General features: G+C 48.4%; 30 protein-coding genes. 26 read left to right on the top strand and 4 right to left on the bottom strand.

What is annotated here, in order from left to right; translation table 11 throughout:
• Window positions 1-6 precede the first annotated feature (6 nt).
• On the bottom strand, window positions 7-372 hold the full coding sequence (locus tag ON064_RS02210; RefSeq protein ID WP_101190595.1) for a YugN family protein: 366 nt from the start codon (window positions 370-372) through the stop codon (window positions 7-9).
• A gap of 140 nt (window positions 373-512) precedes the next feature.
• On the opposite strand from ON064_RS02210, the gene ON064_RS02205 reads away from it, so the two are divergent.
• Together ON064_RS02205 and ON064_RS02200 are read left to right on the top strand one after the other, a co-directional pair.
• A complete protein-coding gene (locus ON064_RS02205; RefSeq protein ID WP_274623426.1) occupies window positions 513-1,577 on the top strand; it encodes a CAP domain-containing protein in 1,065 nt (354 codons plus the stop codon).
• Window positions 1,578-1,671: 94 nt separating this feature from the next.
• A complete protein-coding gene (locus tag ON064_RS02200; RefSeq protein ID WP_058383489.1) occupies window positions 1,672-2,118 on the top strand; it encodes a YlbF/YmcA family competence regulator in 447 nt (148 codons plus the stop codon).
• A 37-nt stretch (window positions 2,119-2,155) separates the two neighbouring features.
• On the opposite strand, the gene ON064_RS02195 is transcribed toward ON064_RS02200, so the two are convergent.
• Window positions 2,156-3,070, bottom strand: a complete 915-nt coding sequence (locus ON064_RS02195; RefSeq protein ID WP_274623425.1) for a glycerophosphodiester phosphodiesterase family protein — start codon at window positions 3,068-3,070, stop codon at window positions 2,156-2,158.
• Window positions 3,071-3,196: 126 nt separating this feature from the next.
• On the opposite strand from ON064_RS02195, the gene ON064_RS02190 reads away from it, so the two are divergent.
• Window positions 3,197-3,469, top strand: a complete 273-nt coding sequence (locus tag ON064_RS02190) for a YlbG family protein (protein ID WP_058383491.1) — start codon at window positions 3,197-3,199, stop codon at window positions 3,467-3,469.
• Here the strand turns inward: ON064_RS02190 and ON064_RS02185 are convergent, their stop codons facing one another.
• Window positions 3,470-3,850, bottom strand: coding sequence for a DUF7147 family protein (locus ON064_RS02185; protein WP_274623424.1), 381 nt, complete (start codon window positions 3,848-3,850; stop codon window positions 3,470-3,472).
• A gap of 83 nt (window positions 3,851-3,933) precedes the next feature.
• Here ON064_RS02185 and rsmD point away from each other — a divergent pair, with 83 nt between their 5' ends.
• The 3 genes from rsmD to ON064_RS02170 are packed head-to-tail and all read left to right on the top strand — an operon-like array spanning window position 3,934 to window position 6,062.
• Complete coding sequence (gene rsmD / locus ON064_RS02180) at window positions 3,934-4,509, top strand: 16S rRNA (guanine(966)-N(2))-methyltransferase RsmD (protein ID WP_274623423.1); 576 nt, start codon at window positions 3,934-3,936, stop codon at window positions 4,507-4,509.
• Entirely contained in the window at window positions 4,502-4,981 is a 480-nt protein-coding gene (gene coaD, locus ON064_RS02175; RefSeq protein ID WP_121297776.1) for a pantetheine-phosphate adenylyltransferase, read from the top strand. The genes rsmD and coaD overlap by 8 nt, the downstream gene beginning before the upstream one ends.
• A 55-nt stretch (window positions 4,982-5,036) precedes the next feature.
• Window positions 5,037-6,062 (top strand): SepM family pheromone-processing serine protease, encoded by a 1,026-nt coding sequence (locus tag ON064_RS02170; RefSeq protein ID WP_121297775.1) that lies wholly within the window; start codon window positions 5,037-5,039, stop codon window positions 6,060-6,062.
• Here the strand turns inward: ON064_RS02170 and ON064_RS02165 are convergent.
• Window positions 6,035-7,249, bottom strand: a complete 1,215-nt coding sequence (locus ON064_RS02165; protein WP_274623422.1) for a nucleotidyltransferase — start codon at window positions 7,247-7,249, stop codon at window positions 6,035-6,037. The genes ON064_RS02170 and ON064_RS02165 overlap by 28 nt on opposite strands.
• Window positions 7,250-7,376: 127 nt before the next feature.
• Between ON064_RS02165 and ON064_RS02160 the strand changes: the two genes are divergently transcribed.
• From ON064_RS02160 to ftsA, 20 genes are all read left to right on the top strand, one after another.
• Complete coding sequence (locus tag ON064_RS02160) at window positions 7,377-7,913, top strand: YceD family protein (RefSeq protein WP_274623421.1); 537 nt, start codon at window positions 7,377-7,379, stop codon at window positions 7,911-7,913.
• A 24-nt stretch (window positions 7,914-7,937) separates the two neighbouring features.
• Complete coding sequence (gene rpmF / locus ON064_RS02155) at window positions 7,938-8,114, top strand: 50S ribosomal protein L32 (RefSeq protein WP_082799159.1); 177 nt, start codon at window positions 7,938-7,940, stop codon at window positions 8,112-8,114.
• 102 nt (window positions 8,115-8,216) lie between these two features.
• A complete protein-coding gene (locus ON064_RS02150; protein WP_274623420.1) occupies window positions 8,217-8,969 on the top strand; it encodes an enoyl-CoA hydratase/isomerase family protein in 753 nt (250 codons plus the stop codon).
• Between the two features lie 162 nt (window positions 8,970-9,131).
• Window positions 9,132-10,481 carry an acetyl-CoA carboxylase biotin carboxylase subunit gene (locus ON064_RS02145; RefSeq protein ID WP_274623419.1) on the top strand — a complete coding sequence of 450 codons (1,350 nt, stop codon included), beginning with the start codon at window positions 9,132-9,134 and terminating at the stop codon, window positions 10,479-10,481.
• On the top strand, window positions 10,478-10,693 hold the full coding sequence (locus tag ON064_RS02140) for an acyl-CoA carboxylase biotin carboxyl carrier protein subunit (protein ID WP_121297770.1): 216 nt from the start codon (window positions 10,478-10,480) through the stop codon (window positions 10,691-10,693). The genes ON064_RS02145 and ON064_RS02140 overlap by 4 nt, the downstream gene beginning before the upstream one ends.
• 28 nt (window positions 10,694-10,721) lie before the next feature.
• The gene (locus ON064_RS02135) at window positions 10,722-12,272 is read left to right on the top strand and encodes an acyl-CoA carboxylase subunit beta (RefSeq protein ID WP_121297769.1); all 1,551 of its coding nucleotides are present in this window, start codon (window positions 10,722-10,724) and stop codon (window positions 12,270-12,272) included.
• A 93-nt stretch (window positions 12,273-12,365) separates the two neighbouring features.
• Entirely contained in the window at window positions 12,366-13,223 is an 858-nt protein-coding gene (locus ON064_RS02130) for a ketopantoate reductase family protein (RefSeq protein ID WP_274623418.1), read from the top strand.
• Window positions 13,223-13,603: a DUF3397 family protein gene (locus ON064_RS02125; protein WP_274623417.1), complete on the top strand. Its 381-nt coding sequence runs from the start codon at window positions 13,223-13,225 to the stop codon at window positions 13,601-13,603. The genes ON064_RS02130 and ON064_RS02125 overlap by 1 nt, the downstream gene beginning before the upstream one ends.
• Before the next feature lie 75 nt (window positions 13,604-13,678).
• Window positions 13,679-15,298, top strand: a complete 1,620-nt coding sequence (gene bshC / locus ON064_RS02120; protein WP_274623416.1) for a bacillithiol biosynthesis cysteine-adding enzyme BshC — start codon at window positions 13,679-13,681, stop codon at window positions 15,296-15,298.
• Window positions 15,299-15,445: 147 nt separating this feature from the next.
• Entirely contained in the window at window positions 15,446-15,877 is a 432-nt protein-coding gene (gene mraZ / locus ON064_RS02115) for a division/cell wall cluster transcriptional repressor MraZ (RefSeq protein WP_101805122.1), read from the top strand.
• A gap of 21 nt (window positions 15,878-15,898) precedes the next feature.
• Window positions 15,899-16,837, top strand: coding sequence for a 16S rRNA (cytosine(1402)-N(4))-methyltransferase RsmH (rsmH, locus tag ON064_RS02110; RefSeq protein WP_274623415.1), 939 nt, complete (start codon window positions 15,899-15,901; stop codon window positions 16,835-16,837).
• 12 nt (window positions 16,838-16,849) lie between these two features.
• A complete protein-coding gene (gene ftsL, locus ON064_RS02105; protein WP_058383507.1) occupies window positions 16,850-17,209 on the top strand; it encodes a cell division protein FtsL in 360 nt (119 codons plus the stop codon).
• On the top strand, window positions 17,206-19,521 hold the full coding sequence (locus tag ON064_RS02100) for a penicillin-binding protein (protein WP_274623414.1): 2,316 nt from the start codon (window positions 17,206-17,208) through the stop codon (window positions 19,519-19,521). The genes ftsL and ON064_RS02100 overlap by 4 nt, the downstream gene beginning before the upstream one ends.
• A gap of 36 nt (window positions 19,522-19,557) precedes the next feature.
• Window positions 19,558-20,526, top strand: coding sequence for a phospho-N-acetylmuramoyl-pentapeptide-transferase (gene mraY / locus ON064_RS02095; protein ID WP_274623413.1), 969 nt, complete (start codon window positions 19,558-19,560; stop codon window positions 20,524-20,526).
• On the top strand, window positions 20,527-21,891 hold the full coding sequence (gene murD / locus ON064_RS02090) for a UDP-N-acetylmuramoyl-L-alanine--D-glutamate ligase (protein ID WP_274623412.1): 1,365 nt from the start codon (window positions 20,527-20,529) through the stop codon (window positions 21,889-21,891).
• Window positions 21,892-21,909: 18 nt separating this feature from the next.
• A complete protein-coding gene (locus ON064_RS02085) occupies window positions 21,910-22,692 on the top strand; it encodes a cell division protein FtsQ/DivIB (protein WP_274623411.1) in 783 nt (260 codons plus the stop codon).
• Window positions 22,676-23,407, top strand: coding sequence for a DUF881 domain-containing protein (locus ON064_RS02080; protein WP_407951585.1), 732 nt, complete (start codon window positions 22,676-22,678; stop codon window positions 23,405-23,407). The genes ON064_RS02085 and ON064_RS02080 overlap by 17 nt, the downstream gene beginning before the upstream one ends.
• 2 nt (window positions 23,408-23,409) lie before the next feature.
• Window positions 23,410-24,126, top strand: coding sequence for a DUF881 domain-containing protein (locus ON064_RS02075; protein WP_274623409.1), 717 nt, complete (start codon window positions 23,410-23,412; stop codon window positions 24,124-24,126).
• A 2-nt stretch (window positions 24,127-24,128) separates the two neighbouring features.
• Entirely contained in the window at window positions 24,129-24,491 is a 363-nt protein-coding gene (locus tag ON064_RS02070; protein WP_274623408.1) for a small basic family protein, read from the top strand.
• A gap of 104 nt (window positions 24,492-24,595) precedes the next feature.
• Window positions 24,596-25,885: a cell division protein FtsA gene (ftsA, locus tag ON064_RS02065; RefSeq protein ID WP_068462961.1), complete on the top strand. Its 1,290-nt coding sequence runs from the start codon at window positions 24,596-24,598 to the stop codon at window positions 25,883-25,885.
• Window positions 25,886-25,941 lie beyond the last annotated feature (56 nt).

Genomic DNA, 25,941 nt, shown 5'->3' with positions numbered 1-25,941 from the left:
GAAATTTTACGCTTTGATTTCGAACTCGGAAATTTCTTTTTTGATGGAAGCCAAAATTTCAGCGCCAGTTTTCAATAGGTGATCCGGGAAATGCTCGTCTTCACCATATTCAATGCCGTGCGGGTAGTAGTGCTTGCCGATGACCGGCTTCAAGACGCGGACAGTCGCATCGTTGGCATCGACATCTCCGTCGATCGCGTATGCGAAAACGCGCAAGTAATAAGTGCCTTCACGGACGATGAATTTGCGGTCGTATGTGACACGCTCATAATCCCACTGGCCTTCTTTCGTTAAGCCATGCTTGTTCATGATGTCTTCAAGCAATGTAATATCCACTTCGATGTTCTCTAGTCCTGTATTTTCAAAATACATGGGATCTCCTCCTCTATAACAAAAAAAGACTGAATGCTCCTTTAATAATAGATCATATTTTAGGTACATGCAATGGCTAGATTGTGTCAGAATGCAGGCGGCTGTTATAATGGGGAAAATGGGTGTCAGGAGCTGATTCAGTGAAGGACTTGTTACGCATCATGATTTTCTTGGCGATTGTCCTGATTGGACTGTTTTACTTGGACCCGTCAATCAGTGAAAATGAATTACTTGAAGCACCGCGGCCAGCAGATCCTTTACCGGCCGATAACTTGACGGAATCTGTGCTTGATGTTGAACGGCCAACGAGCGGGCTTTCCGTACACATTGGGGAGCCATCGGAAGACTGGTTGGCAGAGCATGGCCAGCCCGACCGCATCGAGCCATCCGCTTTTGGCTATGAGTGGTGGGTGTACGATGCCGCGTATTCTAATTTCGTCATGGTGGGAGTAAAGGAAGGGCGGGTTGTCCAAGTTTATGCAGCTGGTGAGTCTACAGATGTCGAACCTTATACAATCGGGCAGACGCTTGCTGACTTGTACAGGTTTACGATTGTCGAGAATGAAGTGACCGTAAAATATGGAACCAATACGTATACTTTTAATTTAAGTGAGCAGGATATGGATAAACGGATCTTGGTCAGTTTTGAAGACCTCTACGCGCAATTGTATATTGACGCTGAAGACCAGCAATTAGAGGCGGTTAGGTTCATGGATGCGGAAACGCTGATCCGCCATCAGCCTTACGATATGATGTATTCAGGCGATTTATTGGTGACGCCAAGGCCCTCGTCGACCTTGCAGCGGTCGATTGATGATGCGAACGCTAAACAACTGGTCGATTTGACCAATGTCTACCGGCTTCGCCATCAGCGCTCCTTAGTTAAAGAAAATGTCGGCATCAGTTTATTAGCCGAGCAGACGAGCGAGGAAATGGCGCGCATGGAGTTCACTTCCGTAGAGATGGAAGTGTCGGATTTGGAAGCCCGCTTACAAGGCGCGGATATTCCGTTCGATCTGGCGGCAATCAACACGGCTTCACGCTATTATGATGCACCGGAGACCTTGCATGGCTGGTTCAACTCCCCGAGCCACAGGGGAACCTTATTGAGTACACAATACAACCAGGTCGGCGTCGGCGTGTTCGGCAAGTATTACAGCCAGATCCTGTTGAAGCAAGATCCAGGCGTCTACGAAAGCCAATAGGGCGAGCTTTCATTTTCAGTTATTTTCAGGGGTAATCGGTGTATGAATCTGGAAAACAATCTGATATGATGAAAGCGTAGAGGAGGAATGCAAAGTGATCATGACCTACGAATGGGTCGGTATAACTGACTCTGCGGACGAGCTGAGTGAAATGATACTGCAATCAGAGCAGGCTGCGAAATACCGCGATGCCTATGACTCTGTCTATAGCGATAAACTATTGGCGAGGGAGATCCATGATTTCGCCAGGCTGAAGGAGCTGTACGAAGAAGTGCAGCGCTTCGGCAAATACCACCCCGACTACAAACGGGTGATGAAGCAAATCCGCGTGGATAAACGCCGGCTGGACCTTAATGAAAAGGTAGCAGAGCTGCGGCTCGCGGAAAATGAGCTGCAGGATTTGATGGACCAAGTGAGCTTTATCCTGGGCCGTTCGGTGTCAGAAGCCGTTAAGATCCCTTCGAGCAATCCGTTCTTTTCTTCGGATTCCTCGTGCGGAAGCGGCTGCGGCACAGGCGGCGGCTGTTCCTGCTCCGCATAATAAAAAAGTGCAACCTCAATGGGTTGCACTTTTTTTATTAGCGTTTTTCTTCTAGTGCCGAAATCAATTCGATGGCGATATCAGGCCGGTCGGTGATGATGCCTTTGGCTCCGGAGTTGATCAATTTCTCCATCGCTTCCTTGTTGTCGATGACCCAATAATGAACCGGGACATTCAATCGGTCAAGGAAGGCAATGAACCGAGCAGAGTCAAGACGGAATACCGAATGTTTTACCGGAATCTGCACGACATCCGCTCGCGGTGCATACAGATGGCCGAACTGGCTATTGAAGGAAGTGAAAGCTTTGCGCACTTCATTTTCCCCAGCGCCAAGAGCCACACGGTTTTGGGCGTATAAATTGAAACGGTCGATTTGTTCGTCGTAGAAGCTGGTGACGACGACACGGTCTTCCGCGCCAAGTGATTCGATCAAGCGCCACAGCTTCGATGGCACCAGACTGCCTTCATACGTATCAGGTGCGTCTTTGATATCGATATTGATATACATCTGCGGGAATTTCTCCAGCAATTCACGAAGCAGGACGACTTTTTCGCCTTTTCCGCGGTATGAATTTTCACCTTGGCCATCGACGAAATGGTAGCCAAGGTCAAGCTCCCGCAATTCTTCGAGTGTCATTTCGGCTACGCGGCCAGCTGATCCGGAAGTACGGTCGACAAATTCATCGTGGAAAACTAAGATCTCCTCGTCATTGGTCATGCGAATATCGATTTCAAAGCCGTGCACGCCGAGTTCTGCGGCGCGGTCAAAAGCCGCCATCGTATGTTCGGGCGCGAGCGAGCTGCCGCCGCGATGGGCGAGGACGATCGGGTGCTTGTAATCGAGCACGGCTTTTTGAGGCCGTTGCTGTGGTTCCGTAAATGCTTTAGAGCCGGCCCATGCGGCTGCGCCAACAGCGGCTGCGGCCAGTCCGATTTTCGTTTTCTTACCCATATATGTATTACCCCCTGTTTTGGTAGTATCCACATTATAGCGGAACGCTTCACTTGCTGTCAGTTTATTCGGTTGCGGCTTTTTTTAGACCTATGGTATTCTAGAGTTTAGAAAAGAGGGATAGATATGCATGATCGCCAAGGTCTGATTGTCTATGTGCATCAGCTGAAACAAGCAAAATCGCTGCGGAAGTATGGACACGTCCATTTTATTTCCCGCAAATTGAAATATGTTGTCGTCTATATGGACCAGGACAAAATCGAAGCCACAAAAGAAAAACTATCCAAGCTGCCGTATGTCAAGAAAGTGCTGGAGTCCCAGCGTCCTTTCCTCAAGACGGAATATGAAAATGCCAAGCCCGATAAAGCGAAGGAATACGATTATAAAATCGGCTTGTGATCATTGCATCGGCGGAATATAATGGTTGAGCCTGAGAATGGCGATGAGATGGCCGAAATAAAGTTTGGTGTCTGCGTATTGTGAAGAATGCTTGACGTCCATGCGAATCGGCTCATGGCCCAATTGCTTTACTGCGTCCTCAAACATGGCCAATCGTTTTGACCCGTCCGGTACGCCTTCGCGGCATAAATAGATCGGCATGAAATTGCCTTCTTGGGCTGGCCGGAATGCAGCGGCAACGGAAACGACTGGATGGCCATCTTTCGTTTTTGAAACGAACACGAATCCGTGCATAAACCGTTCTTGATTGCTTTCCATCAATTGGCGAAGTTCATATATATCGCCGTACCCTTCTCCAAGCTCGATAAAACGTTGTATCATCTAAAACACGTCCTTTCCAGAATCCATTCTAACATTATGGGCGGTATTTGCAGTACTAAAATGATAAAGTAAGAGGCGATAGTATGCGTGTAGTAGCAGGACAGGCGAAAGGCCTGCCTTTGAAAGCGGTTCCCGGGAATTCGACGAGGCCGACGACTGATAAAGTAAAAGAATCCATCTTCAATATGATCGGCCCATTTTTTGATGGCGGAACGGCAGTGGACTTGTTTGCCGGAAGCGGCGGGCTCGGGATTGAAGCCTTGAGCCGCGGCGTCGATCATGCGATTTTTACCGATAAAGACAAAAAAGCCGTAGAGACCATCCAGGCCAATCTGGAAAAAACCAAGTTTACGGAATCAGCGGAAGTATACCGCGCCGATGCTGAACGAGGATTGAAAGCGATGAAGAAAAATGGCGTAAAAGCTCGCTTGCTGTTCCTCGATCCTCCATACCATATGGAAAAAGCCTACGGACTGATGGGGAAGGCGGCTGAATTCGGCTTGCTTGAAGACGAGGCAATCATCGTGTGTGAACATGAGCGGGACATCGAATTGCCGGACAAAACAGCCGGATGCGTTCGGTTTAAAAAGGAATTATATGGGAATACAATCATTTCAATTTACCGCTACCAGGGGGAAGAGGGAGAACGCATTGACTAAAATTGCAGTAGTACCGGGGAGTTTCGACCCGATTACGATGGGCCATTTGGATATCGTCAAACGGGCGTCATCGATTTTTGATGAAGTGAAAGTGGTAGTCATGAACAATTCGTCGAAGAATCCATTGTTCGATGTAGATGAGCGGATGGCTTTGATTGCCGAAGTGACCAAAACCATTCCGAACGTGACGGTCGATTCCTTCGCCGGCTTGCTGATCGATTACGCGGTGGAAGCAGAAGCGAATGCGATCATCCGCGGCTTGCGGGCCGTATCGGATTTTGAATACGAGATGCAAATCACGTCCATGAACCGTTTCTTGAATGAAAACATCGAGACTTTGTTCATGGTGTCAAACAACCAATATTCTTTCCTCAGTTCGAGCATTGTCAAAGAAGTGGCGAAATATCAAGGCAAGATTTCCGGGCTGGTCCCGGAAGCGGTGGAAAAAGCATTAATAGAAAAGTTCAAATAAGTCACGTGACACGTGGCTTTTTGTTGTGGTTCGAACGAAAAGGAGAGGATATGCGATGAAAAATAAAAAACTATGGTTTTTTGTGCTGGTGATGGCGCTCGTCGTGTTTGTCAGCTCCTACCGGCTGGATGCCTATATTTCACGCCCAGGCGATGCATACGAGCTATCGCCGCTGGTGGAAGTGGAGGGGCGGGATGAAGATGATGCAGGCACGCTCAGCTTGATGACGGTGACGATGTTCAATGCGACTCCAGCTTTATACATCATGGCGCAATTTCAGGAAGGCTATAAAGTGCTCGACCCGGAACAAGTGAGAAGCCCTCACGAAAGCGATGAGGAATATAATGTAAGGCAATTAAAGCTGATGTCCGATTCACAGGTCAATGCGCTGCAAGTGGCCTTTGAAGAAGCAGGGAAGCCCTATGAAGTATCGAGTAACGGAGTGTTCATCCTAAACGTGCTGGAAGACGGGGCGGCTGCCGGTTTATTGTCGCCAGGCGACCGTTTATTGGAAATCGATGGGCAAGCTTATGATTCGATGGAAGATTTCCTTGATTATTTAGGCACCAAGAAGGTGGGGGATGAAGTGGAACTGGTGATCGAGCGCGATGAGCGCACGATTAACCAAACGGTCACACTGGCCCCGTTGCCGACAGAGCCTGAGCGTGCGGGCATCGGTATTTCGTTTGTGGAAGACAAAGAAATCGAAACGACTCCGGATGTTTCGATCGATTCCGACACCATCGGCGGGCCGTCCGCCGGGTTGATGTTCACCTTGGAAATCCTGAACCAATTGCTGGATGAAGACATTACCCATGGGTATGACATCGCGGGAACCGGCACGATGGAAAGTGACGGGACGGTAGGGCCTATCGGCGGGATCGACCAAAAAGTCATGGCGGCAGACCGTGCCGGCATCGACGTTTTCTTCGCACCGGACAATGAAGGCGAATCCGGGACGCCGAGCAATTTTGATGTCGCGATGGAAACCGCAGAAGAAATCGGCACCGAGATGGATATCGTCCCGGTCACCGATATCGATGCGGCACTTGATTATTTGTCGGAACTATCGCCCAGGTAAATAGGCGGTGTTGTGTATTCCTTTTTCAATGAGTCTGCGCCGATCGCTTGAAGGTAAAGTGCCGATGCGCGGATATCGAGCTGTCCCATGTTTCCTGTCAAATCCGCTGCGCGGCTGATGACAGGGAGCGGGATGGCTTTTTTTCGTTCATTCAAATAACGCCTGCCGCTATGCGTCATGCCAAGCAAGCGGATGTATTCCGGCTGTTTGGCCGCTTGTGCTTCCTGTTGCGTGTACCCCGTGAAGATGTGGGTCAACATGCGCTGTATACGCGTCCGTGTGAAGCGTTTGCTCTTCACGCGGCTGATGAAGACCTCAAAGGTCTCCGAGCGCTTAGCCGACTCATGGATCAAGTTTTCGATGCCTTCCGTTACTTCGGCAAAACGCGCAAGTGCTTTTGGCCCTTCGCGTAAAATCGTGAAGCGCAACGTGGGATAAAACCGTTGCCAGTCGACAAATCCTTGCTGTTCCGCGTGAACCCGCTCGAGCAAACGGATGCTGCTCGACGGTAAATAAAGTGCTAGTTCCCCGAGCTCCTCACCTTCGAAAAAGGCATTGCGGATGCCGGTGGCACTGGCAATCGCCACACCAGGCTCTAGCGGATCGTGATAGCCTGCACCGATGCGCTGTATCGTCAGTGGCGCCATCGCGCTGTTGATCGTATGGGCTGCTTCTATATAATGATAGCCGAGAATATTGTTCGGTTTGGTCAAGTCAGCATAACGGTCGCTGCCGCTCGTTAAGCTTAAGTAAGCGTCGTTCAACGCTTTTGGGTAGCTGATGCCGGTCTGCACCCTGTCATGAATGATTGTTTCGTATTGCTCTCTTTTGGTGTTCAACAACTCCAGGCTGTTCAAGAACGGTTCAATTTCACCTTGTTCGCTGCCAAAGCAAAAAGAATCGCATCCTGCTGCGTCGAGCAAATGGATGGCGCCGCGCGCGAATTCAGATGCCTGAGCGGTCGCGAAAGCATAGGGCAGTTCGATGACCACATCGACGCCAGCCGACAGCGCCATTTCCGTGCGTGTCCACTTGTCCGCAAACGCCGGCTCGCCACGCTGGAGGAACTGGCCGCTCATAACGGCAACGACCACATCGGCGCCTGACAGTTCCTTTGCTTTCGCTGCGTGATGCAAATGGCCATTATGGAAAGGGTTATATTCAACAACGATTCCTGTCGCTTTCATTACAGCACCTTCTTTTGGTATGATTAGTTCTAGTATAACGATGAGCGAATTATGGTGACAAGATTTTTTCTTGACATCGTTTGTTCTACATTATATAATCAACTTTGTTGTCTTGAGGTGATTACTTATGAAAATAGCGATTCAACAGCTACAAAAGTATCGTAACGACGGGATGCCAATTGACCAGTATGTTCAATTGGATGAGGCGAAAAAGCGCAATAGCGATATTCGCGCCGTATCTCCTATACACGTCACAGGACACTGTACGATTGGTTCGCAACAAATGACGTGCATGCTCCATCTTGAAGGGACGCTTACGCTGCCCTGTGCACGAACTTGGGAAGATGTCGAATATCCGATCAGCATCGACACCGTGGAAATCTTCGATTGGTCTGAAAAAGGCCGTGAAGAAGGCGAGGACGAATATGTCCACACGGTAACGACTGAAGTCATTAATCTTCAGCCGATATTGGAAGAGCTGATCGCCCTTGAAGTCCCTATACAGGTCTTCAAGGAAGACTCAGAACAAACCGTCATCAAAGGCGGCAACGACTGGTCTTATTTGTCAGATGAAGAAGTTCTGGCCGAGAAGGAAGAAGCACAATCAAAACCGGATCCAAGACTGGCTGATTTAGCCAAGTATTTCGATCAGACAGATGAATAGAATCATTGTAAGGAGGTGTCACCAATGGCTGTACCGTTCAGAAGAACATCCAAAACCGCTAAAAGAAAACGCCGTACGCATTTCAAGCTATCCGTACCTGGTATGGTAGCGTGCCCAAGCTGTGGCGAAAGTAAATTGGCTCACCATGTCTGCAAAGCATGTGGATCATACAAAGGCAAAGAAGTAGTAGCTAGCAAATAAAACAGTATTTGCTTAGAAAAAGGTTATCTGGAGGCCATGGCTCCGGATAACCTTTTTCATTTGTCGAAAAACAGGTAAACTAAAGCCAGAGGTGAGTGAAACATGGCATACACAATCGAAACAAAAAATCAGGTAATGACGTTTACGATCAACCGGCCCCATATCCGCAACGCCATCAACAACGAAGTGATGGAAGGGTTTGAAGAACTCGCTAACCGCGCCAGGGAAGAAGACATCCGCTATGTCATCATCACGGCAACAGGCGAGCAGGCATTTTGTTCAGGCGGCGACTTGTCCGTTTTTCATGAACTGAAAACAGAACAGCAGGCTTGGCCGATGCTCAGCCGCATGGGCGAAGCTTTGTATCGCATCAAGACAATTCCTGTCCCGGTCATTGCGCTTGTCAACGGCACTGCGGTTGGCGGGGGCTGTGAGATTGCGACAGCGTGCGATTACCGGCTGGTGAAGAGACATGCCAAATGCGGCTTTATTCAAGGGACGCTGGCCATCACGAGCGGGTGGGGAGGCGGCACCTATCTTTTTGAAACTTTGAAGCATGACGCGTCACTGAAAATGCTCAGCGATGCGCGTGCCTACTCGGCAGGTGAACTGCTTGAGAACGGCTGGGCCAGCGCCATCATCGAAGAGGACGGGGATATCGAACAATTCCTGGCATCAATGAACCGAGTGCTGCCGTCCGTACACCGTGCTTATAAAGAGATAGCGATCCGTAAATGGCAGGAAACGAATTTGAAACAGCGGGTCGATCAGGAGATCCGCGAGTGCGCTAGATTATGGGCGCAAGAGGCCCACCATCAGGCTGTGGATGGATTCCTGAACAAAAGTAAAAGATAAAGCTCCTAAGGGGGCTTATTTTTTATGGATCAACAACAGCTTCACCGCGTAACAGAACCGAACAGACGGAACATTATGGAAAATATTTTTTTCAATAGTTGAAATCGCTTACAAAATTCGTATATGCTAGAGAAGGGAGAAAACTTAGGGGGTATTTCATACATGAAAAAAATCCTGATTGCCAACCGGGGCGAAATTGCACGGCGCATTATCCGCACGTGCGACCGCCTCGGCATCGAAACAGTCGCGATCCACTCCGAGGCGGATGGGGAACTGCCATATGTGAGTGAAGCGACAGAAGCGGCAGCGATCGGCCCGAATCCGGTCGCGCAATCCTATTTACAAGCAGATAAAATCATTGAAGAAGCATTAAAGCGCAACGCTGAAGCAATCCATCCAGGCTATGGCCTGCTATCGGAAAATGCGGATTTCGCGCGCAAAGTCACAGAAGCGGGGCTAATCTTTATCGGCCCAAAACCTGAAGTCATTGATACGATGGGCGATAAGCTCGGCTCTCGGCACACGATGAAACAAGCCGGGGTGCCAGTAGTGCCAGGGACAGCTGAAGGGGTGTCAGACATTGATGCGGCTGTCTCGGAAGCGAAAGCGATCGGTTATCCGCTGATGCTCAAGGCGAGTGCGGGCGGAGGTGGCATCGGCATGGTGCTGTGTGAAAATGAGCAAGCGCTCACTCAGCAGTTTGATTCGGTGAAAAATCGTGCTAAAGCGTACTTCGGGAACGATATCGTTTATTTGGAGAAATTCATTGCCAATGCACGCCATATCGAAGTACAGATTTTCGGCGATGAGTCAGGCAATATTGTCCACTTGTACGAACGCAATTGCTCTGTGCAGCGCCGCAACCAAAAAGTCATTGAAGAATCGCCGTCACCGGATTTGCCGGAATCCGCCAGAACCAAGTTGTGCGAAGCAGCCGTTCAAGCGGCTCGCGCGGTGGGTTATACCAATGCGGGAACGGTTGAGTTCATCGTTGATGAGAATAACGACTTCTATTTTCTGGAAATGAACACCCGCCTGCAAGTGGAACATCCAATTACTGAAGAAGTGACAGGCGTCGACCTCGTCGAATGGCAAATCAATGTGGCCAAGGGTGAAACTTTACCCGGTCAAGATACGATCCATACAAACGGCCATTCGATCGAATACCGCATTTATGCGGAAGACCCGAAAACATTCTTCCCCTCACCAGGGACATTGTCCGTCTTGAAATGGGGCACTGGCGCCCGCATTGAAACTGGATACGAAGAAGGCAATAAAGTAACGCCTTTTTACGATCCGATGATCGCCAAAGTGATTTTGACAGGAGCTTCGCGAGAAAAGGTCTTGGAGAAATCCAGGAAGTTCTTTGACGAAACGGCGATTGAAGGCGTGAAGACCAATTTGCCGCTCTTCGACCAATTCATTGAATCGAAACCATTTATAGAAGGAAATTATGCGACCGCTGTATTGGCTCAGTGGCTTACACAACAAAAGGAGGAAAAAACAGTATGAAACAACTAACAGCATCTATGGCCGGAACGGTCTTGAACATTGCAGTATCCGAAGGGGATTCCGTATCTGCGGGACAAACCGTCATGACTCTTGAATCAATGAAAATGGAGATTCCGGTAGAAGCGGAATTCGGCGGAAACGTTGAAAAAGTCGATGTGGAAGTTGGCAGCTTTGTCAACGAAGGGGACACATTGGTGACGCTCGGCGAATAAGGCATTTGAATCCAAAGGGGTGGAAGAAATGACGAAAACGACTGAAACAACGGGATATAATACACGGCTCGAAGAAAAGCTTTCCAAGATTTTCGCGGGCGGGCAAGAGAAATACCACGAGAAATTGAAAGAAAGCAATAAACTATTTGTCAGAGACCGATTGAATCTACTTTTTGATGACGGTGACTACATTGAAGACGGCCGTTTCGCGAATGTGGAAGCGGGCGATCTTCCGGCAGATGGCGTCGTCACGGCAATCGGCAAAGTGAACGGCGAAACCGTTTGCGTCATGGCGAACGATTCGACCGTTAAAGCCGGATCGTGGGGATCACGGACTGTAGAGAAAATCATCCGCATCCAGGAAACGGCTGAAAAGATGCAAGTGCCGATGCTCTATTTGGTCGACTCTGCAGGCGCCCGCATCACCGATCAATTGGAGATGTTCCCGAACCGCCGCGGCGCAGGCCGTATTTTCCACAACCAAGTACGCATGTCCGGAATGGTGCCGCAAGTTTGCTTATTGTTCGGCCCGTCTGCAGCTGGTGGGGCGTATATCCCTGCGTTTTGCGATATCGTCATCATGGTTGAAGGAAATGCTTCGATGTACTTGGGGTCGCCTCGCATGGCCGAAAAAGTCATCGGCGAAAAAGTATCGCTCGAGGAAATGGGCGGCGCCCGCATGCACTGTACCGTAAGCGGTGTCGGCGATGTTCTCGTATCCACTGAAGAAGAAGCGATTTCAGAAGCGCGCCGCTACATGGCATTTTTCCCGGCGAATTTTGCCGGCAAGCCTGAAGTGCTCGAAGCGAAAGCGAAAAAAGCTGGCCGCAGCCTGGAAGAGATCATTCCAGAAAATCAGAACGCACCATTCGATATGTATGAATTGATCGACCAATTGATCGATGAAGATAGCTTCTTCGATATCAAGAAGCTGTTCGCGCCGGAATTGATTACCGGCCTTGCGCGCATCGACGGGCAAGCAGTTGGCATCATCGCCAACCAGCCGAAAGTAAAAGGCGGCGTATTGTTCGGTGATTCTGCCGACAAAGGCGCCAAGTTCATCAATCTATGCGATGCCTTCTCGATTCCGCTCTTGTTCTTGGCCGATGTGCCTGGATTTATGATCGGCACGAAAGTGGAGCGCGCAGGCATCATCCGCCACGGCGCCAAGTTCATCTCTGCGATGAGTGCAGCTACTGTGCCGAAGATCTCAGTCGTCGTGCGCAAAGCTTACGGCGCTGGTTTGTACGCGATGGCGGGTCCTGCCTTTGAGCCGGACGTGTGCATTGCGCTTCCGACAGCGCAAATTGCCGTCATGGGCCCTGAAGCGGCAGTCAACGCAGTATACTCCAACAAGATCGAAGCGATTGAAGACCCGAAAGAACGCCTGGCCTATGTCCAGCAAAAACATCAGGAATATAAAGAAGAAATTAATATTTACCGCTTGGCATCAGAGCTCATTGTCGATGAAATCGTCGCGCCATATGCACTTCGCGAGGAACTGTCCAAGCGCTTGTCGATTTATGCGACGAAAGATTTGCCTTTGCCATATCGAAAACATCCGATCATTCCTGTATAATGAGTAATAGACGTGGAGTCTCTTTTTTAGCAGACGCCCAAGACAAGGGACCGTTTGCTACCTACGATTGCTCTGAAAAAAGGAGGGGTTTCCATGAAATTCGCAATTATTGGCGGAAACGCCCAGGCATTGCTGCTGGCACATCTATTGAAAAAAGAAGGCGATGTGCAGCTGATCATCACGAATGAAGAACAAGCCGCTGAACTTAACGCGCATGGCCTCGTTTATGGAACAGAACAACAGCAAATCGCCGTTTATAATGATTTTGAACAGGTGGACCCGGATGCTTATATATTTATTACGGTTCATTCAGATGAACTGCTACCTATATTGAGGCTGCTGAAAATTCGCCGGCCGAGCAATCCGCTCGTGTTTGTCCAGCAAGGTATGCTGTATATAGAAAAAGCCCGTTTATTGGCGCATCGCCAAATCGCGGCTGCTACATTGGATTGTGATGCAGTCAAAATCAATGCACACGAAATTAATTACTCGAAAACGCCTCAGCTTAGCCTTGGTCTAATAAAAGGCGAGCCGGCTCAATTCGAAGCGCTCAAGAATGTGGGCCACATGACGGTGCAGTGGACAGAGGATATCGAGAGCCGGTTGTTCGAACAGCTGTTGAGAGACAGCCTCATCAATCCGTTGACGGCGCTGATGAAAATCGAAAAAGGACGTTTGATTACCGATCCGAATGCCTACGAACTGTTCCGCAATCTGTATAACGAATTGTATTTAGCATTTCCGGAAATCGAAAGCTTGCAGCCAATCGAACGTGTCGCTGCTTATTGCGCGTCACGCCCGGAAGAAATATCTTCCATGCTTGCAGACCGAATGGCCGGTGACCCGATGGATGTGGATGGGCTGATGCTGTACATCCTGCAGGTTTCGAAATTGGATTTGCCTTTGTTCAAAGCGTTCTACCACTTATTGAAGACTGTTGAGGAAAACTGATGGAATGGATATCTACTGCCGGGAACGTGCTGCTTTACGTTCCGTTTATCTTGTTTTTATTTGTTTACGCATTGACCTATAAATCACAAAAACGCAAAGCGCTCGGCATCGCGGCTGATGTCACTGCTTTTCTGTTGTTCTTTTCAGTGCCGGCATCGATTGAATTGCTGTTTGGCTTCGAAGTTCAGCCTTTTATCCTCATGGCAGCTTTACTGTTTGCGATTTTTCTGCTGATCCGTGAATGGAAGACTCAAAAAGAACTCGAAGTGATCAAGTTCCTGCGCAAAGTTTGGCGCATTTGTTTTTTGGCTTTGTCTGCCATTTATGCAGTCACTTGGCTTGCCGGACTTATCTTTTTAGCAGTCCAATCATTCCGCTAGGCGGATTTTTTCTCAAGCAATCCTCCTTTTGTTATAGTAGTCTTTGAATGTAAAGCGAAAAGGGGATTCAACTTCATGAAATTAGAGGAGAAATACATACCGCCATCCTCCAAACTGATGGCTGATTATACGAACGAAGAACAAAAGATTTTGCGATACTTTACCTATAAGCCTTCCTTGGCACAAGCCCACAAAAGGCTTGCAACTCTTGAAAACCATCCGGTCGATCGCGAAAAGCTGGTGTCCATCATCGCAAGTTATATGGAACCTTTCGGAATCTCTGAAGCGGCAAGGCAAAATCTTGAGCGTTTCGAAAAAGGCGCATCGGTCGTCGTGACAGGCCAGCAGGCCGGGTTATTGACCGGTCCTTTGTATACGGTGCACAAAGCGATTTCTGCGATTTTATTGGCGAAAGAAGCTTCTGAAAAGCTAGATACACCGGTCGTGCCGGTATTTTGGATCGCCGGGGAAGATCATGACTTGGCTGAGATTTGCCATGTTTACCGGGAAACGAACGGACGTGTCGAAAAGCTGAATTACCCGCATGCCAAACTTGGGAAATGCGCTGCTTCACACGCACCGCTTAAAGCAGAAGAAATCGAGGCGTTTTTGGAAGAATATTTCCGCAGCCTGCCCGAGACCGTGCATACGAAGGAGATCCATTCCTTAGTGTTTGGCCATCTCGAGAAAGCCGATACATTTACCGCATTTTTCGCAAGTTTGCTCAATCATTTCTTCAACCAGGAAGGCTTGCTTTATATCGACGCAGCCTATGAGCAATTGCGCGCCTATGAATCAAGCTTTTTCTCACAGATCATCGGAAATAGCGAAGCAATAGCGAAAACAGTCGTAGAAACCGAAACGGCGCTTCAAAAGGAAGGCTATACAGCAGGGATCGATGCCAAAGAGGAAGCGGCGCATCTCTTCATCACGATCGAAGGCGAACGCCTATTGCTCGAGCGTGATGGTAGCCGTTTTGCCGTCAAGAATACGGCAATCAGCTATACGGAACAGGAACTCTTGGAGATTGCCAAGAACGAACCCCAGCGTCTCAGCAATAATGTCGTAACACGGCCGTTGATGCAGGATCTCGTCTTTCCGGTGCTCGCTTTTGTCGGCGGGCCAGGCGAGATCGCCTATTGGGCGGCGTTAAAAGGCGCATTCGAAATCATGGGAATGGAGATGCCGATTGTCATGCCAAGGCTCAGTGTCAGCTTGGTCGACCGCCGGACTGCAGCACTTTTGGAGAAGCGGAACTTGAGTTTTGAAGAGGTTGTCGTGGAGCGGAAAATCCCCCAATTGCGCAATGAACTCTTCGATCATATAAGAGACGAAGAAACGGAAGCGAAAATTGAAGAAGTCAAACAAGGCTTGGCGAAAGAGTACGAAGAACTGATCGGCCGTTTTACAGCGGTTAGTGCCGGGCTTACGCCTTTGGCTGAGAAGAACTTGCGCATCCACTTGGCTCAGCTCGACTTCTTGAAACACAAACTGCAAGATGAAGTGGCGATCCAGAACAGCACCCAGTTCAATCAACTTGCAACGATCGAAAATGCCCTCTTGCCAGAATCAGGGTTGCAGGAGCGGATATATAACCCGGTCCCTTATTTGAACCAGTATGGCAAAGCTTTAGTGGAAGACCTATTGGCGATGCCAATGAAATACGATAACACCCACAAAATTGTCATTCTTTAACTTGGAAAAGCCTGCATATGCAGGCTTTTTTTATGTGAAGTAAACTCTTTGAGATGAAATGCTGTAACAATAGTGAAATATTTCAAAAACAAGTGGTGGCATGTGGGGGAATGTGGTACATTAATTATAATAAGTGGGGTGAAAGGCATGTTCATGGGCGAATTTCAACACAATGTTGATGCTAAGGGCAGATTAATCGTTCCTGCAAAATACCGTGAACTGCTTGGTGAGCATTTTGTGATCACCAGAGGCCTGGATCAGTGCTTATTTGGTTATCCGATGAATGAATGGAATAAAATTGAAGAAAAATTAAAAGAAATGCCAGTTACGAAAAAAGATGCACGCGCATTCACCCGTTTTTTCTTCTCAGGGGCCCAGGAAGTGGAACTTGATAAGCAGGGGCGCGTCAATATACCTGCCAACCTTTTGTCATATGCCAAAATCGAAAAAGAGTGCGTCATTCTCGGCGTCTCCAACCGCTTTGAGATATGGGCGAAAGATGCATGGGAAGCGTATTTCGAAGAATCCGAAGAATCCTTTAATGAAATTGCCGAAAACTTAACTGACTTTGATTTTTAATTAACGAACGGGGGGACTGGGTTGTTCAATCACACTACAGTTTTGCTGCATGAAACTGTCGATGGGCTGAACATTCGTCCTGATGGCATATATGTAGATTGTACACTCGGCGGTGCCGGCCATAGCGAATATTTGGCCCAGCAGCTATCCGATCAGGGACATCTGTACTGCTTTGATCAGGATGTAACAGCAATCGAACATGCAAAAGAAAAACTGAAAGACCATTTACATAAGATCACTTTTATCCATGCAAACTTCAAGTATTTAAAAGAAGAATTAGAACAACGCGGAATCGAGCACGTGGACGGCATCTTATATGACCTGGGCGTTTCGTCGCCGCAGCTCGATACGCCGGAACGCGGATTCAGCTATCATCATGACGCCCCACTCGATATGCGCATGGACCAAAGTGCGGAACTGAGCGCTTACCATGTCGTGAACGAATGGCGCTTCGAAGATTTGGTGCGCATTTTCTACCGTTATGGAGAAGAAAAATTCTCCAAACAGATTGCACGTAAAATCGAAGCTGCGAGAGAAAAACAACCAATCGAAACGACAGCGCAACTGGTCGAATGCATCAAAGACGGCATTCCGGCGCCAGCGAGGCGTAAAGGCGGGCATCCGGCAAAACGCGTATTCCAGGCGATCCGCATCGCGGTGAACGATGAGCTTGGGGCCGCTGAGACTTCTTTGCAGGATGCGATCGACATGCTCGCTATTGGCGGAAGAATCAGCGTCATCACTTTCCATTCGCTCGAAGACCGCTTGACAAAGGCATTATTCAAGGAAGCTTCATCACTTCCGGAACTGCCGCCTAACTTGCCGGTCATCCCGGACGGTCTTGAACCGAAATTGAAATTAATCACTCGAAAACCAATATTGCCATCAGAAGAAGAATTGGCGCATAATAATCGGTCGCGTTCCGCCAAGTTGCGGATTGCGGAGAAAATCAAACTCTAAGGACGTGTTTAAATGGCGTTGAATGCGAGAACCCAAACCTACATCCAGCAGCCGGCCGTTCCGCAAAGTCCGAATAGACAGCCGGCAAAAAAGAAAAAACGCATTACGAAGGGCGAGAAAATCCTTTATACAGCTTTCCTGGCTGTCTGCATCATGTGCGCATTGCTCGTCTTGCAAAATCAGTCGACAATCCAAGCTTCCACGCAGGAAATCCAGACAATTGAAAATTCAATCAATGAAACGACGAAACAAAATACCGATTTGTCCGTGCAAGTAAGTGAACTGTCTTCATATGAGCGCATTTGGTCGAAAGCAAAGGATTACGGCTTAAAATTAAATGAGCGAAATGTAAAGGTAGTGCCGGGACAATGAAGAAAAAATTTCGTTTTCAAGGAGGAGCCTTTCTGCTATTTTTACTATTTGCAGGGCTCTTTTTCCTTTTAATGGCCAGAATAATCACAATTCAAGCGACGGGCAAAGTGGAAGGTCAGGAGTTGGCTGCGAGAGCAGCTGCCAAATACAGCCAGGAAGAAGTATTGACCGCAGAACGCGGGAAGATTTTGGACCGCAACGGCGAAGTCATTGCAGAAGATACATTGACGTATAAATTAGTGGCGGTGCTGGATGAATCGGTAACGACGAATCCAAAAGAACCGAATCACGTTATCGATGCCGAAGAAACGGCAGCGTACCTCTCTGAGCAATTGGGGACGCCGAAAGAAGAGTTAGTCAGCATTCTGGAAAAAGGAATCGAAAAAGACCGTTACCAGGTGGAGTTCGGCGCAGCTGGACGCGAAATCAGCCACACACAGATGCTTGAGATGAAGGAAAAAGATTTGCCGGGCTTATTATTCGTGAAGGACCTTAAACGCCTTTACCCGAACGGTGTGTTTGCTTCCCATCTAATCGGCTTCGCCATGAAAGAAGAAGTCGAGGATGGCCAAGTGAAGACCAAAGGCAAAATGGGCTTGGAGTCCATTCATGACGAAGTCCTGACGGGCAAGAACGGTAAAATGGAGTTTGATACCGATAAATGGGGATATCTATTGCCGAATAGCCAAGAAGCCGTCACTCCCGCTATCGACGGATCCAATCTCCAATTAACACTGGACCGCACGCTTCAGAACTTTTTGGAAGATGCCATGTCGAGCGTCCAGGAAGAATACAACCCGGCACGTATGATCGCTGTAATCGCCGATCCAGATACCGGCGAGATCCTGGGCATGTCCCAGCGCCCGACCTTCAACCCGAACACGCGTGAAGGCTTATCGGACAATTGGTTAAACGAGAGCATCGAGCTGACAATCGAGCCTGGCTCGCCGATGAAAGTATTCACATTGGCGGCAGCTGTCGAAGAAGGCAAATGGGATCCGAATGCTTATTATGATTCCGGGACCTATACATTGCTGGACCGCACAATCGGCGACCATAACAGCGGCCGTGGTTGGGGCAGCATCACGTTCCTTGAAGGCTTCCAGCGTTCTTCCAACGTATCGATGGGTTATTTACTTGAGCGCCTCGGTGCGGATAATTTTATGAATTACATCGATGCCTTCGGTTTCGGCGAAAAAACCGGCATCGATTTGCCGAATGAAGCGGCAGGAAAGATCTTGGATCAATATCCGATCAATAAATTGACCACTTCCTATGGACAAGGATCGACCGTTACGCCGATTCAGATGATCCAGGCAGCAACAGCCCTGGCTGGAGATGGCACGATGATGAAACCGTATATTATCGATCAAATCAAGAATCCTGATACAGGCGATGTAACTGTGAAATCTGAACCACAAGAAGCCGGTACGCCGATTTCAGCAGAAACGGCGAAAAAAGTCCGTGAAATCATGGCTTCCACTGTCACCTCGGAAGTCGGCTCTGCACAAGGCTTCGCATTGCAAGATTATTCTGTAGCAGGGAAGACCGGTACCGCACAAGTTCCTGGAGAAGACGGACGGTATATGACGGGCTCGAACAATTATTTGTTCTCATTCCTCGGAATGGCCCCGGCAGATGATCCGGAACTATTGATTTACATTGGCGTGCAGCAGCCTCAATTGCCTGCAGATGAATACGGTTCTGTCCCGGTATCCAAAATTTTCACGTCTGTCATGGAAAACGGATTGAAGTATTTGAACATCGCACCTGAGAATTCAGTGGAAGCAAAGACTGTTGAAATTGAAGACTATAAAGGGCTTCCTATGGAAGAAGCGGTTTCTCAGCTGAAAGCCAAGGGGTTGAACCCGATTGTCGCTGGTGATAATTCTCAAATAAGTGATCAATATCCAGCAGCCGGCGAGAAATTGGTGGCTGGTGAAAATATCATTTTGAGAACTGGCGGTACCACGGCCATTCCAGATTTCACGGGCTGGTCGAAGCGGGAACTGTTGGCGTTCCAGGCGCTCAGCGGATTGCCGCTTGAAATTGCAGGCCAAGGTTTTGCCATGACGCAAAGTGTGGCAAAAGGAGCAGTACCGGATAAAGGCGAATCGGTAATCATCGAATTGCAGCCGCCGGAAATATTTTATCCGGAGCAATCGCTGAACGCTGAAGAAGCGCAGGAGCCTGAGACTGAACAAGCTGAAACAGAAAGCCAGGAAGCCACTGAAACTACAACAGAACCCATCACTGAAGAACCAACAGAACCAATAGAAGAACAAACGGAACAACCTGTGAATAATGAATAAATGAACGAGTGTACTCGTCTTTAAAGGAGCTCTATTATGGAAGGTATAAATATATTTGGATTTGGGATTGCATTGATCATGACCGTCGCATTGATGCCAGTATTCATCCCACTATTGAAACGCATGAAATTCGGACAAAGCATCCGTGAGGAAGGCCCGCAATCCCATTTGAAAAAAACAGGGACACCAACGATGGGCGGATTGGTATTCCTTATTTCCATCATCGTTACGGTCCTATTGGTCGCCGCTTTCAATGGTGAATTGACGACGCCAGTGGTCATTTTGCTGATTGTTTTATTCGGTTACGGATTGATCGGATTTTTGGATGACTTTATCAAAGTGGTGCTCAAGCGCAATCTTGGGCTGACGTCACTGCAGAAATTGCTGGCGCAAATTGTCATTGCCGTTTTGTCGTTCTTTTTGCTACGCTCTAACGGCTTTGATACCGCACTAGGTATTCCTTTTACGGATGTATCCATCGAACTTGGTTGGGTATATGTCTTGTTCATCGTGTTCTGGTTGGTCGGCTTCTCAAACGCCGTCAATTTGACGGATGGTCTTGACGGGCTGGTCGCTGGAACGGCATCCATCGCTTTTGCTGCATTCGGCATATTGGCGATCGTCCAGCAGGAAACCGGGATTGCTTTGTTCACGTTTGCTGTTGCAGGCGGGCTGATCGGATTCCTCATTTTCAACAAATACCCGGCAAAAGTATTCATGGGCGATACAGGTTCCTTGGCTCTTGGCGGTGCACTTGCCATGGTTTCGATCCTATTGAAACAGGAATTGCTCTTGCTCTTGATCGGTTTGGTGTTCGTCATTGAAACCGCTTCGGTCATTTTGCAGGTCGGAAGTTTTAAACTACGGAAAAAACGCATATTCAAAATGAGCCCGATCCATCATCATTTTGAATTGAGCGGCTGGTCTGAATGGAAAGTAGTCACCGTATTTTGGGGTGTCGGCTTCATCAGCGCTGCGATTGCCGTTTTATTGGAGGTCATGTAAATGAAAGATTTGCCGCAACTGCATCAAAAGAAAGTGCTTGTGCTCGGATTGGCGAAGAGCGGCTTTACCGCTGCACGCCTTTTACATAAACTCGGGGCTTTCGTGACGGTCAATGATTCCAAGCCCTTTGAAGAAAACCCTGAAGCCCAGGAACTATTGAATTTGGGTGTCACGGTCATTTGCGGGCGTCACCCGGAAGATTTATTGGATGAAGGTTTTGAGCTGGTCATCAAGAATCCGGGGATTCCTTACCGCAACCACCTGATCCAGAAAGCATTGGAAAAAAACATCCCGGTGTGGACCGAAATCGAGCTGGCTTACCGTATAAGCGAAGCGCCATTTATCGGCATCACGGGGTCGAACGGCAAAACCACGACAACAACACTGTTGTTCCATATGCTCAATCAAGATGGCAAATCACCGCTTATTGCGGGGAATATCGGCACAGTGGCAAGCGGAGTGGCAGAAAAAGCGACAGCTGACCACGTCATTGTCACAGAACTTTCTTCATTCCAACTAAAGGGGACGGAATCGTTCCGCCCGCATATCTCGATTATCACCAATTTATATGAAGCGCATCTTGATTATCATGGATCGCTGGAAGACTATATCGGATCGAAAAAGAAAATCACGGAAAACCAGACGGCTGATGATTATTTCATCTACAATGCCGACCAGCAAATGCTCGTGGACCATGCCAAGACTGTTAAAGCACAAGGCATTCCTTTCACCTTGAAAGGCCGCACCGAAGAAAGCATCAGCGCAGACAGCGACTATATTTATTGGCAAGGCGAACCGCTGATCGAACGCAAGCGGATCATGCTGGCAGGTGAGCATAATCTTGAGAACATTTTGTCCGCCACTGCGGCAATGCTTCTTTCAGGAGGAACGAAAGAAACCATCATCCGCGTATTGACTTCTTTCACTGGGGTTAAGCACCGTTCCCAATTCGTTGGGGATTGGCAAGGAAGACGGTTCTATAACGATTCGAAGGCAACGAATGAACTTGCCACCAAGAGTGCGCTGGAAGCTTTCAACGACAACATCATTTTGCTTGCGGGGGGACTGGAGCGCCAGCATTCCCTAGAAGAATTGCGTCCCTATATGGACCGCGTGAAAGTGCTCGTCACTTTCGGCGAGACGGCAGACCGTTTTGCTGAATTTGCAGAAAGCTGCCATGTCCCGACGGTCATCAAAGCCGGATTGATGGACGACGCGGTCGAAAAGGCGGTCAGCCATTCCTCGGCGGAGGATACAATCCTATTGTCTCCTGCTTGTGCGAGCTGGGATCAATACGAAAGTTTTGAAGTCCGTGGCGATGCGTTCATCGAAGCGGTACGGAAATATACAGAAGCGAACGAATAAGGCGAAGGAGCGGCGGATATGGACAAAGTTATAGACATCGAAGAACGCATACCAACGCTCCGGGAGCGGCGCAGAAAAAGGTCGAACCGCAAGTTTGCGGCTTTATTGACCGTTTTCGTTTCGTTGCTGTTCATTCTTTTATACAGCCAGTCCACTTACAGCGAAATCCGCGACATTAAAGTCACAGGTGCTGAATTGTTCGATGGCGAGAGTTATAAGCAGGCCAGCACTTTGGCTGTGGGGGATTCGATGTGGTCATTTGATAGCGGGGAGATCGAACAAGAAATCGAATCGCTAGAATGGGTTGAATCGGCAACTGTCGAAAAGAAATGGCTGAGCTCTGTTGAAATCGAAATCGAGGAATTTGTCGAGATGGGGTATTTGGACCAAGGCAATAGCTATCAAGTGGTCTTGTCGAATGGCGTCGTGCTCAACCAGCCGATCAGCGTTGTGGAAGGACCGATCTTTTCAAATTTCGAAGATGAAGCGAAACGGGAAGCGCTGATTGAACAATTGGTCAAAACCGACCCGGAAGTGCAGAACCTCATCTCGCAAGTTATTTTGGATACAGAACAGGAACGTGCGGATTACATCACAATCTATATGAATGACGGAAACGAAATCAAGGCGATTTTATCGACGCTAGCGGAGAAAATTAATTACTATCCGTCTGTTACCGCCCAATTAGAAGACCGCAAAGGCATCATCGACATGGAAGTGGGCATCTATTTCCGTTCCTATAACGATGTGTTCGGATTAGCGGAAGCGGGTGAGGAACTTGAAAATGTCGAAGAACAATGACCGCAAAAGCATCAGCAAGTCGATCATCTTCTCGCTCGTTTTCTTAGTTCTCGGGTTTATCATGGCCTATTCCTATAGTTTATCGAACCAGCGGGAAGCGGAAAATGATTTTACGGGAGCCAGCTTTTTCGAGCAAAAAGAACAATACCGGAAAGAATTGATCGAACAGCAAGAGCGTAATAAAGAATTACGCGCAGAGTTGGATGACAAGCAAAAAGCCGTCCAAGAATTCGAACGCTCAGTGGTGGATGGCGAGGAAAACTATACGGCATACGCCCGGGAAGCAGAAGAATTGAGACGCTTCCTCGGGCTTGTTCCGGTTAAAGGGCAAGGCTTGAAAGTGACTCTCGAGGACGGCGAGTACACGGCTGACCATGCGAACCCGAACGATTATATTGTCCACGAAAGCCATGTGTTTCAAGTAATCAACGAACTTTATATTTCCGGAGCCGAGGCGATTGCGGTGAATGGCCAGCGGATTCACGGCAATTCCCATATAGTTTGTACAGGCCCTGTCATTACAGTCGATGGCATCCAGCATCCTGCGCCTTTTACCATCGAAGCGATTGGGAGTCCGGAAGTATTGGCTGCCTCCATGCAGCTGTCAGGCGGCGTCCAGGACCAGCTCGTCAACGATAACATCATTGTAACGCTTGATTCAGGGCAAGCCATCCGCATGCCGGCACTTTTGTCGGAGTTGGATACAGGGGGATGACGATGAAAAAACGCATTACTGGCCGTTTTACGGTCATTCTTTTTGTCATCGGTTTTATGACTGCAACACAATACAATACTGTGAATACGGATGACAGCCGGGATTCCCGGGATACATGGGAAATCCGCCAGCAATTATCGCGGGAAAAGCAACTTCATTCAGAATTGCTGTCGGAAATCAGCCTACTGGATGAGACACTCGGCAAGTATAGCGATGAAGCGACTCAAGATCCGGAGGCGGTTTTGAAAGAGACGGTCGAAGATTTGCGGATCTCTGCCGGCCTTTCGCAAATGAGCGGGCCGGGAATTGAACTCGAGATCAGCCCTTCGCTTGAAGCGATTGCGCTAGGAACCGAAATAACAGAAATTCCACCGGATTTATTGATCCGCTTGGTGAATGAAATCAACCGCTTTGACGGCATCGAGCTAGCGATTGCCGGGGAGCGTGTCATCAACACGACCGCGATACGCGATATCAATGGCTACACCACAGTGAATACTGAGCCTATCTCGACGCCACCGTTTGTGATTACTATTACGGCAACGAGCATGGAAGAAGCACGGAAACTTTCTAGTTATTTAACGGCTTCTGCAATTCACGATGATTTTTACATAGACGATTTGACGATCACTATTTCGGAGCCGCAGGAAGAATTGGCGCTGCCGGCTTTTGATGAAGAAATCAACATAGATCATCTTCAAGCCGAGGAGGGGGAGTAGGAATGTGGATATCGATTCTTGGATTGCTGTTGGGCATTTCGCTCGGCTTGTTGACAGATATCCAAATACCGCCTGAATACGCCAGTTATTTGTCGATAGCGGTGTTGGCATCGCTCGATACACTGTTCGGGGGTATACGGGCCCACTTGCAGCAAGTATACGATGATAAAGTGTTCGTTTCAGGTTTTTTCTTTAATATCATACTGGCTGCAGGCCTCGCTTTTCTCGGCGTCCATTTAGGTGTAGATTTGTATTTGGCAGCAATTTTCGCGTTCGGTGTGCGGCTATTCCAGAATATTGCGGTGATCCGCCGCATTCTGCTTGCGAAATGGGCCGAAAAAAAGAAGCTTGGTGAGGCAAATTGACGAATTGCAGGAAAATTTTCTAAGTTTCGCTATTTTACTTAGACAAGGTGTGTATTTTACAATAGAATGTAATGTAGAGAAGTTTTATAAGGAGGTGCCACGAGTTGAGTCAATCAGAATTATATGTAAGTTTGGATATCGGGTCTTCCTCCGTCAAAGTATTGATCGGGGAAATGACCAATAAATCGTTGCACGTCATCGGCGTTGGCAACGTCAAATCTAATGGAATCAAAAAAGGTGCGATTGTTGATATAGATGCAACTGTCCAGTCCATTAAAAAAGCCGTCGATCAGGCAGAGCGCATGATCGGCAAAGAAATCCATGAAGTCGTGCTGGGAATTCCAGCCAACCAAGTGGCATTGCAGCCGGTTAAGGGAATCGTTGCAGTAAACAGCGAGAACCGTGAAATCACGGATGAAGATTTGGAACGCGTTTTGGAAGCGGCACAAGTCATGTCGATCCCGCCAGAACGTGAGCTAGTCAACATCATTCCTGAAGAATATGTCGTCGACCACTTGGGCGAGATCAAAGATCCTAGAGGCATGATCGGCATCCGCCTTGAAATGGATGGTACAATGGTGACGACTTCGAAAACGGTCTTGCACAATGTGCTTCGCTGTGTTGAGCGTGCTGGCCTCGAAATCCGTGAGATTTATGTCCAGCCGCTAGTAGCCGGAAGCTATGCGTTGACGGAAGATGAAAAGAACCACGGAACGGCCTGCATCGATATCGGCGGTGGATCGACGTCAATCGCAGTATTCCGCGATGGCCACTTGCGTGCGGCATCGGTCATTCCAGTTGGCGGAGATCACGTAACGAAAGATTTGTCGATCGTTTTGAAAACGCCGACAGAGCAGGCTGAAAAAATCAAGCTCGAACATGGCCACGCATTCTTCGACGATGCTTCAGAAGAAGAAGTATTCGAAGTGCCGGTGATCGGTTCGGATTCAAGAGAACAATACAGCCAAAAATACATATCTGAAATAATCGGAGTTCGCATGGAAGAACTTTTCGAATTGATTTTGGATGAGTTATATCGCCTCGGCGTCGATGAGCTGCCTGGTGGTGTCGTATTGACAGGCGGAATGGCCAAAATGGACGGCCTTCCAGAACTGGCAAGAAGCATTCTCCAAACGCGTGTGCGCCTGTTCACGCCTGAATTCATCGGAGTTCGCGAGCCGCAGTATACAACAGCGGTCGGATTGATCCAATACGCTTACGCAGAAGATTTGTTCTACGGAAACGTCGGCCATAGTTCAGCGGCTGCACATTCGCAGAAACCTGAGTATGTGGAGCAGCAGCCGAAAAAGCAGAAGCAGCCGAAACAACCGAAACAGGATAACGAAGGTGTCGTAAGCAAAGCCAAAAAAATGTTTGATCGTTTTTTTGAATAAAATCATCATTGTGTCCGGCTTATGTTCAAAAGCTGAGCAATCTTAGGAGGAAAAAA

Origin of the sequence: Planococcus sp. A6, assembly GCF_028823615.1 — a bacterium.
Taxonomy (GTDB): domain Bacteria; phylum Bacillota; class Bacilli; order Bacillales_A; family Planococcaceae; genus Planococcus.
Note: the sequence above shows the minus strand (reverse complement) of the source record. Positions and strands in the feature narration are given on the sequence as shown.

Bases quoted from the DNA above. Each gene is read 5' to 3' on its own strand.
- ON064_RS02210 (WP_101190595.1), bottom strand. From the start codon at position 372: ATGTATTTTGAAAATACAGGACTAGAGAACATCGAAGTGGATATTACA.
- ON064_RS02195 (WP_274623425.1), bottom strand. From the start codon at position 3,070: ATGGGTAAGAAAACGAAAATCGGACTGGCCGCAGCCGCTGTTGGCGCA.
- ON064_RS02190 (WP_058383491.1), top strand. From the start codon at position 3,197: ATGCATGATCGCCAAGGTCTGATTGTCTATGTGCATCAGCTGAAACAA.
- ON064_RS02185 (WP_274623424.1), bottom strand. From the start codon at position 3,850: ATGATACAACGTTTTATCGAGCTTGGAGAAGGGTACGGCGATATATAT.
- rsmD (WP_274623423.1), top strand. From the start codon at position 3,934: ATGCGTGTAGTAGCAGGACAGGCGAAAGGCCTGCCTTTGAAAGCGGTT.
- ON064_RS02170 (WP_121297775.1), top strand. From the start codon at position 5,037: ATGAAAAATAAAAAACTATGGTTTTTTGTGCTGGTGATGGCGCTCGTC.
- ON064_RS02165 (WP_274623422.1), bottom strand. From the start codon at position 7,249: ATGAAAGCGACAGGAATCGTTGTTGAATATAACCCTTTCCATAATGGC.
- ON064_RS02160 (WP_274623421.1), top strand. From the start codon at position 7,377: ATGAAAATAGCGATTCAACAGCTACAAAAGTATCGTAACGACGGGATG.
- rpmF (WP_082799159.1), top strand. From the start codon at position 7,938: ATGGCTGTACCGTTCAGAAGAACATCCAAAACCGCTAAAAGAAAACGC.
- ON064_RS02150 (WP_274623420.1), top strand. From the start codon at position 8,217: ATGGCATACACAATCGAAACAAAAAATCAGGTAATGACGTTTACGATC.
- ON064_RS02145 (WP_274623419.1), top strand. From the start codon at position 9,132: ATGAAAAAAATCCTGATTGCCAACCGGGGCGAAATTGCACGGCGCATT.
- ON064_RS02140 (WP_121297770.1), top strand. From the start codon at position 10,478: ATGAAACAACTAACAGCATCTATGGCCGGAACGGTCTTGAACATTGCA.
- ON064_RS02135 (WP_121297769.1), top strand. From the start codon at position 10,722: ATGACGAAAACGACTGAAACAACGGGATATAATACACGGCTCGAAGAA.
- ON064_RS02130 (WP_274623418.1), top strand. From the start codon at position 12,366: ATGAAATTCGCAATTATTGGCGGAAACGCCCAGGCATTGCTGCTGGCA.
- ON064_RS02125 (WP_274623417.1), top strand. From the start codon at position 13,223: ATGGAATGGATATCTACTGCCGGGAACGTGCTGCTTTACGTTCCGTTT.
- bshC (WP_274623416.1), top strand. From the start codon at position 13,679: ATGAAATTAGAGGAGAAATACATACCGCCATCCTCCAAACTGATGGCT.
- mraZ (WP_101805122.1), top strand. From the start codon at position 15,446: ATGTTCATGGGCGAATTTCAACACAATGTTGATGCTAAGGGCAGATTA.
- ftsL (WP_058383507.1), top strand. From the start codon at position 16,850: ATGGCGTTGAATGCGAGAACCCAAACCTACATCCAGCAGCCGGCCGTT.
- ON064_RS02100 (WP_274623414.1), top strand. From the start codon at position 17,206: ATGAAGAAAAAATTTCGTTTTCAAGGAGGAGCCTTTCTGCTATTTTTA.
- mraY (WP_274623413.1), top strand. From the start codon at position 19,558: ATGGAAGGTATAAATATATTTGGATTTGGGATTGCATTGATCATGACC.
- murD (WP_274623412.1), top strand. From the start codon at position 20,527: ATGAAAGATTTGCCGCAACTGCATCAAAAGAAAGTGCTTGTGCTCGGA.
- ON064_RS02085 (WP_274623411.1), top strand. From the start codon at position 21,910: ATGGACAAAGTTATAGACATCGAAGAACGCATACCAACGCTCCGGGAG.
- ON064_RS02080 (WP_407951585.1), top strand. From the start codon at position 22,676: ATGTCGAAGAACAATGACCGCAAAAGCATCAGCAAGTCGATCATCTTC.
- ON064_RS02075 (WP_274623409.1), top strand. From the start codon at position 23,410: ATGAAAAAACGCATTACTGGCCGTTTTACGGTCATTCTTTTTGTCATC.
- ON064_RS02070 (WP_274623408.1), top strand. From the start codon at position 24,129: ATGTGGATATCGATTCTTGGATTGCTGTTGGGCATTTCGCTCGGCTTG.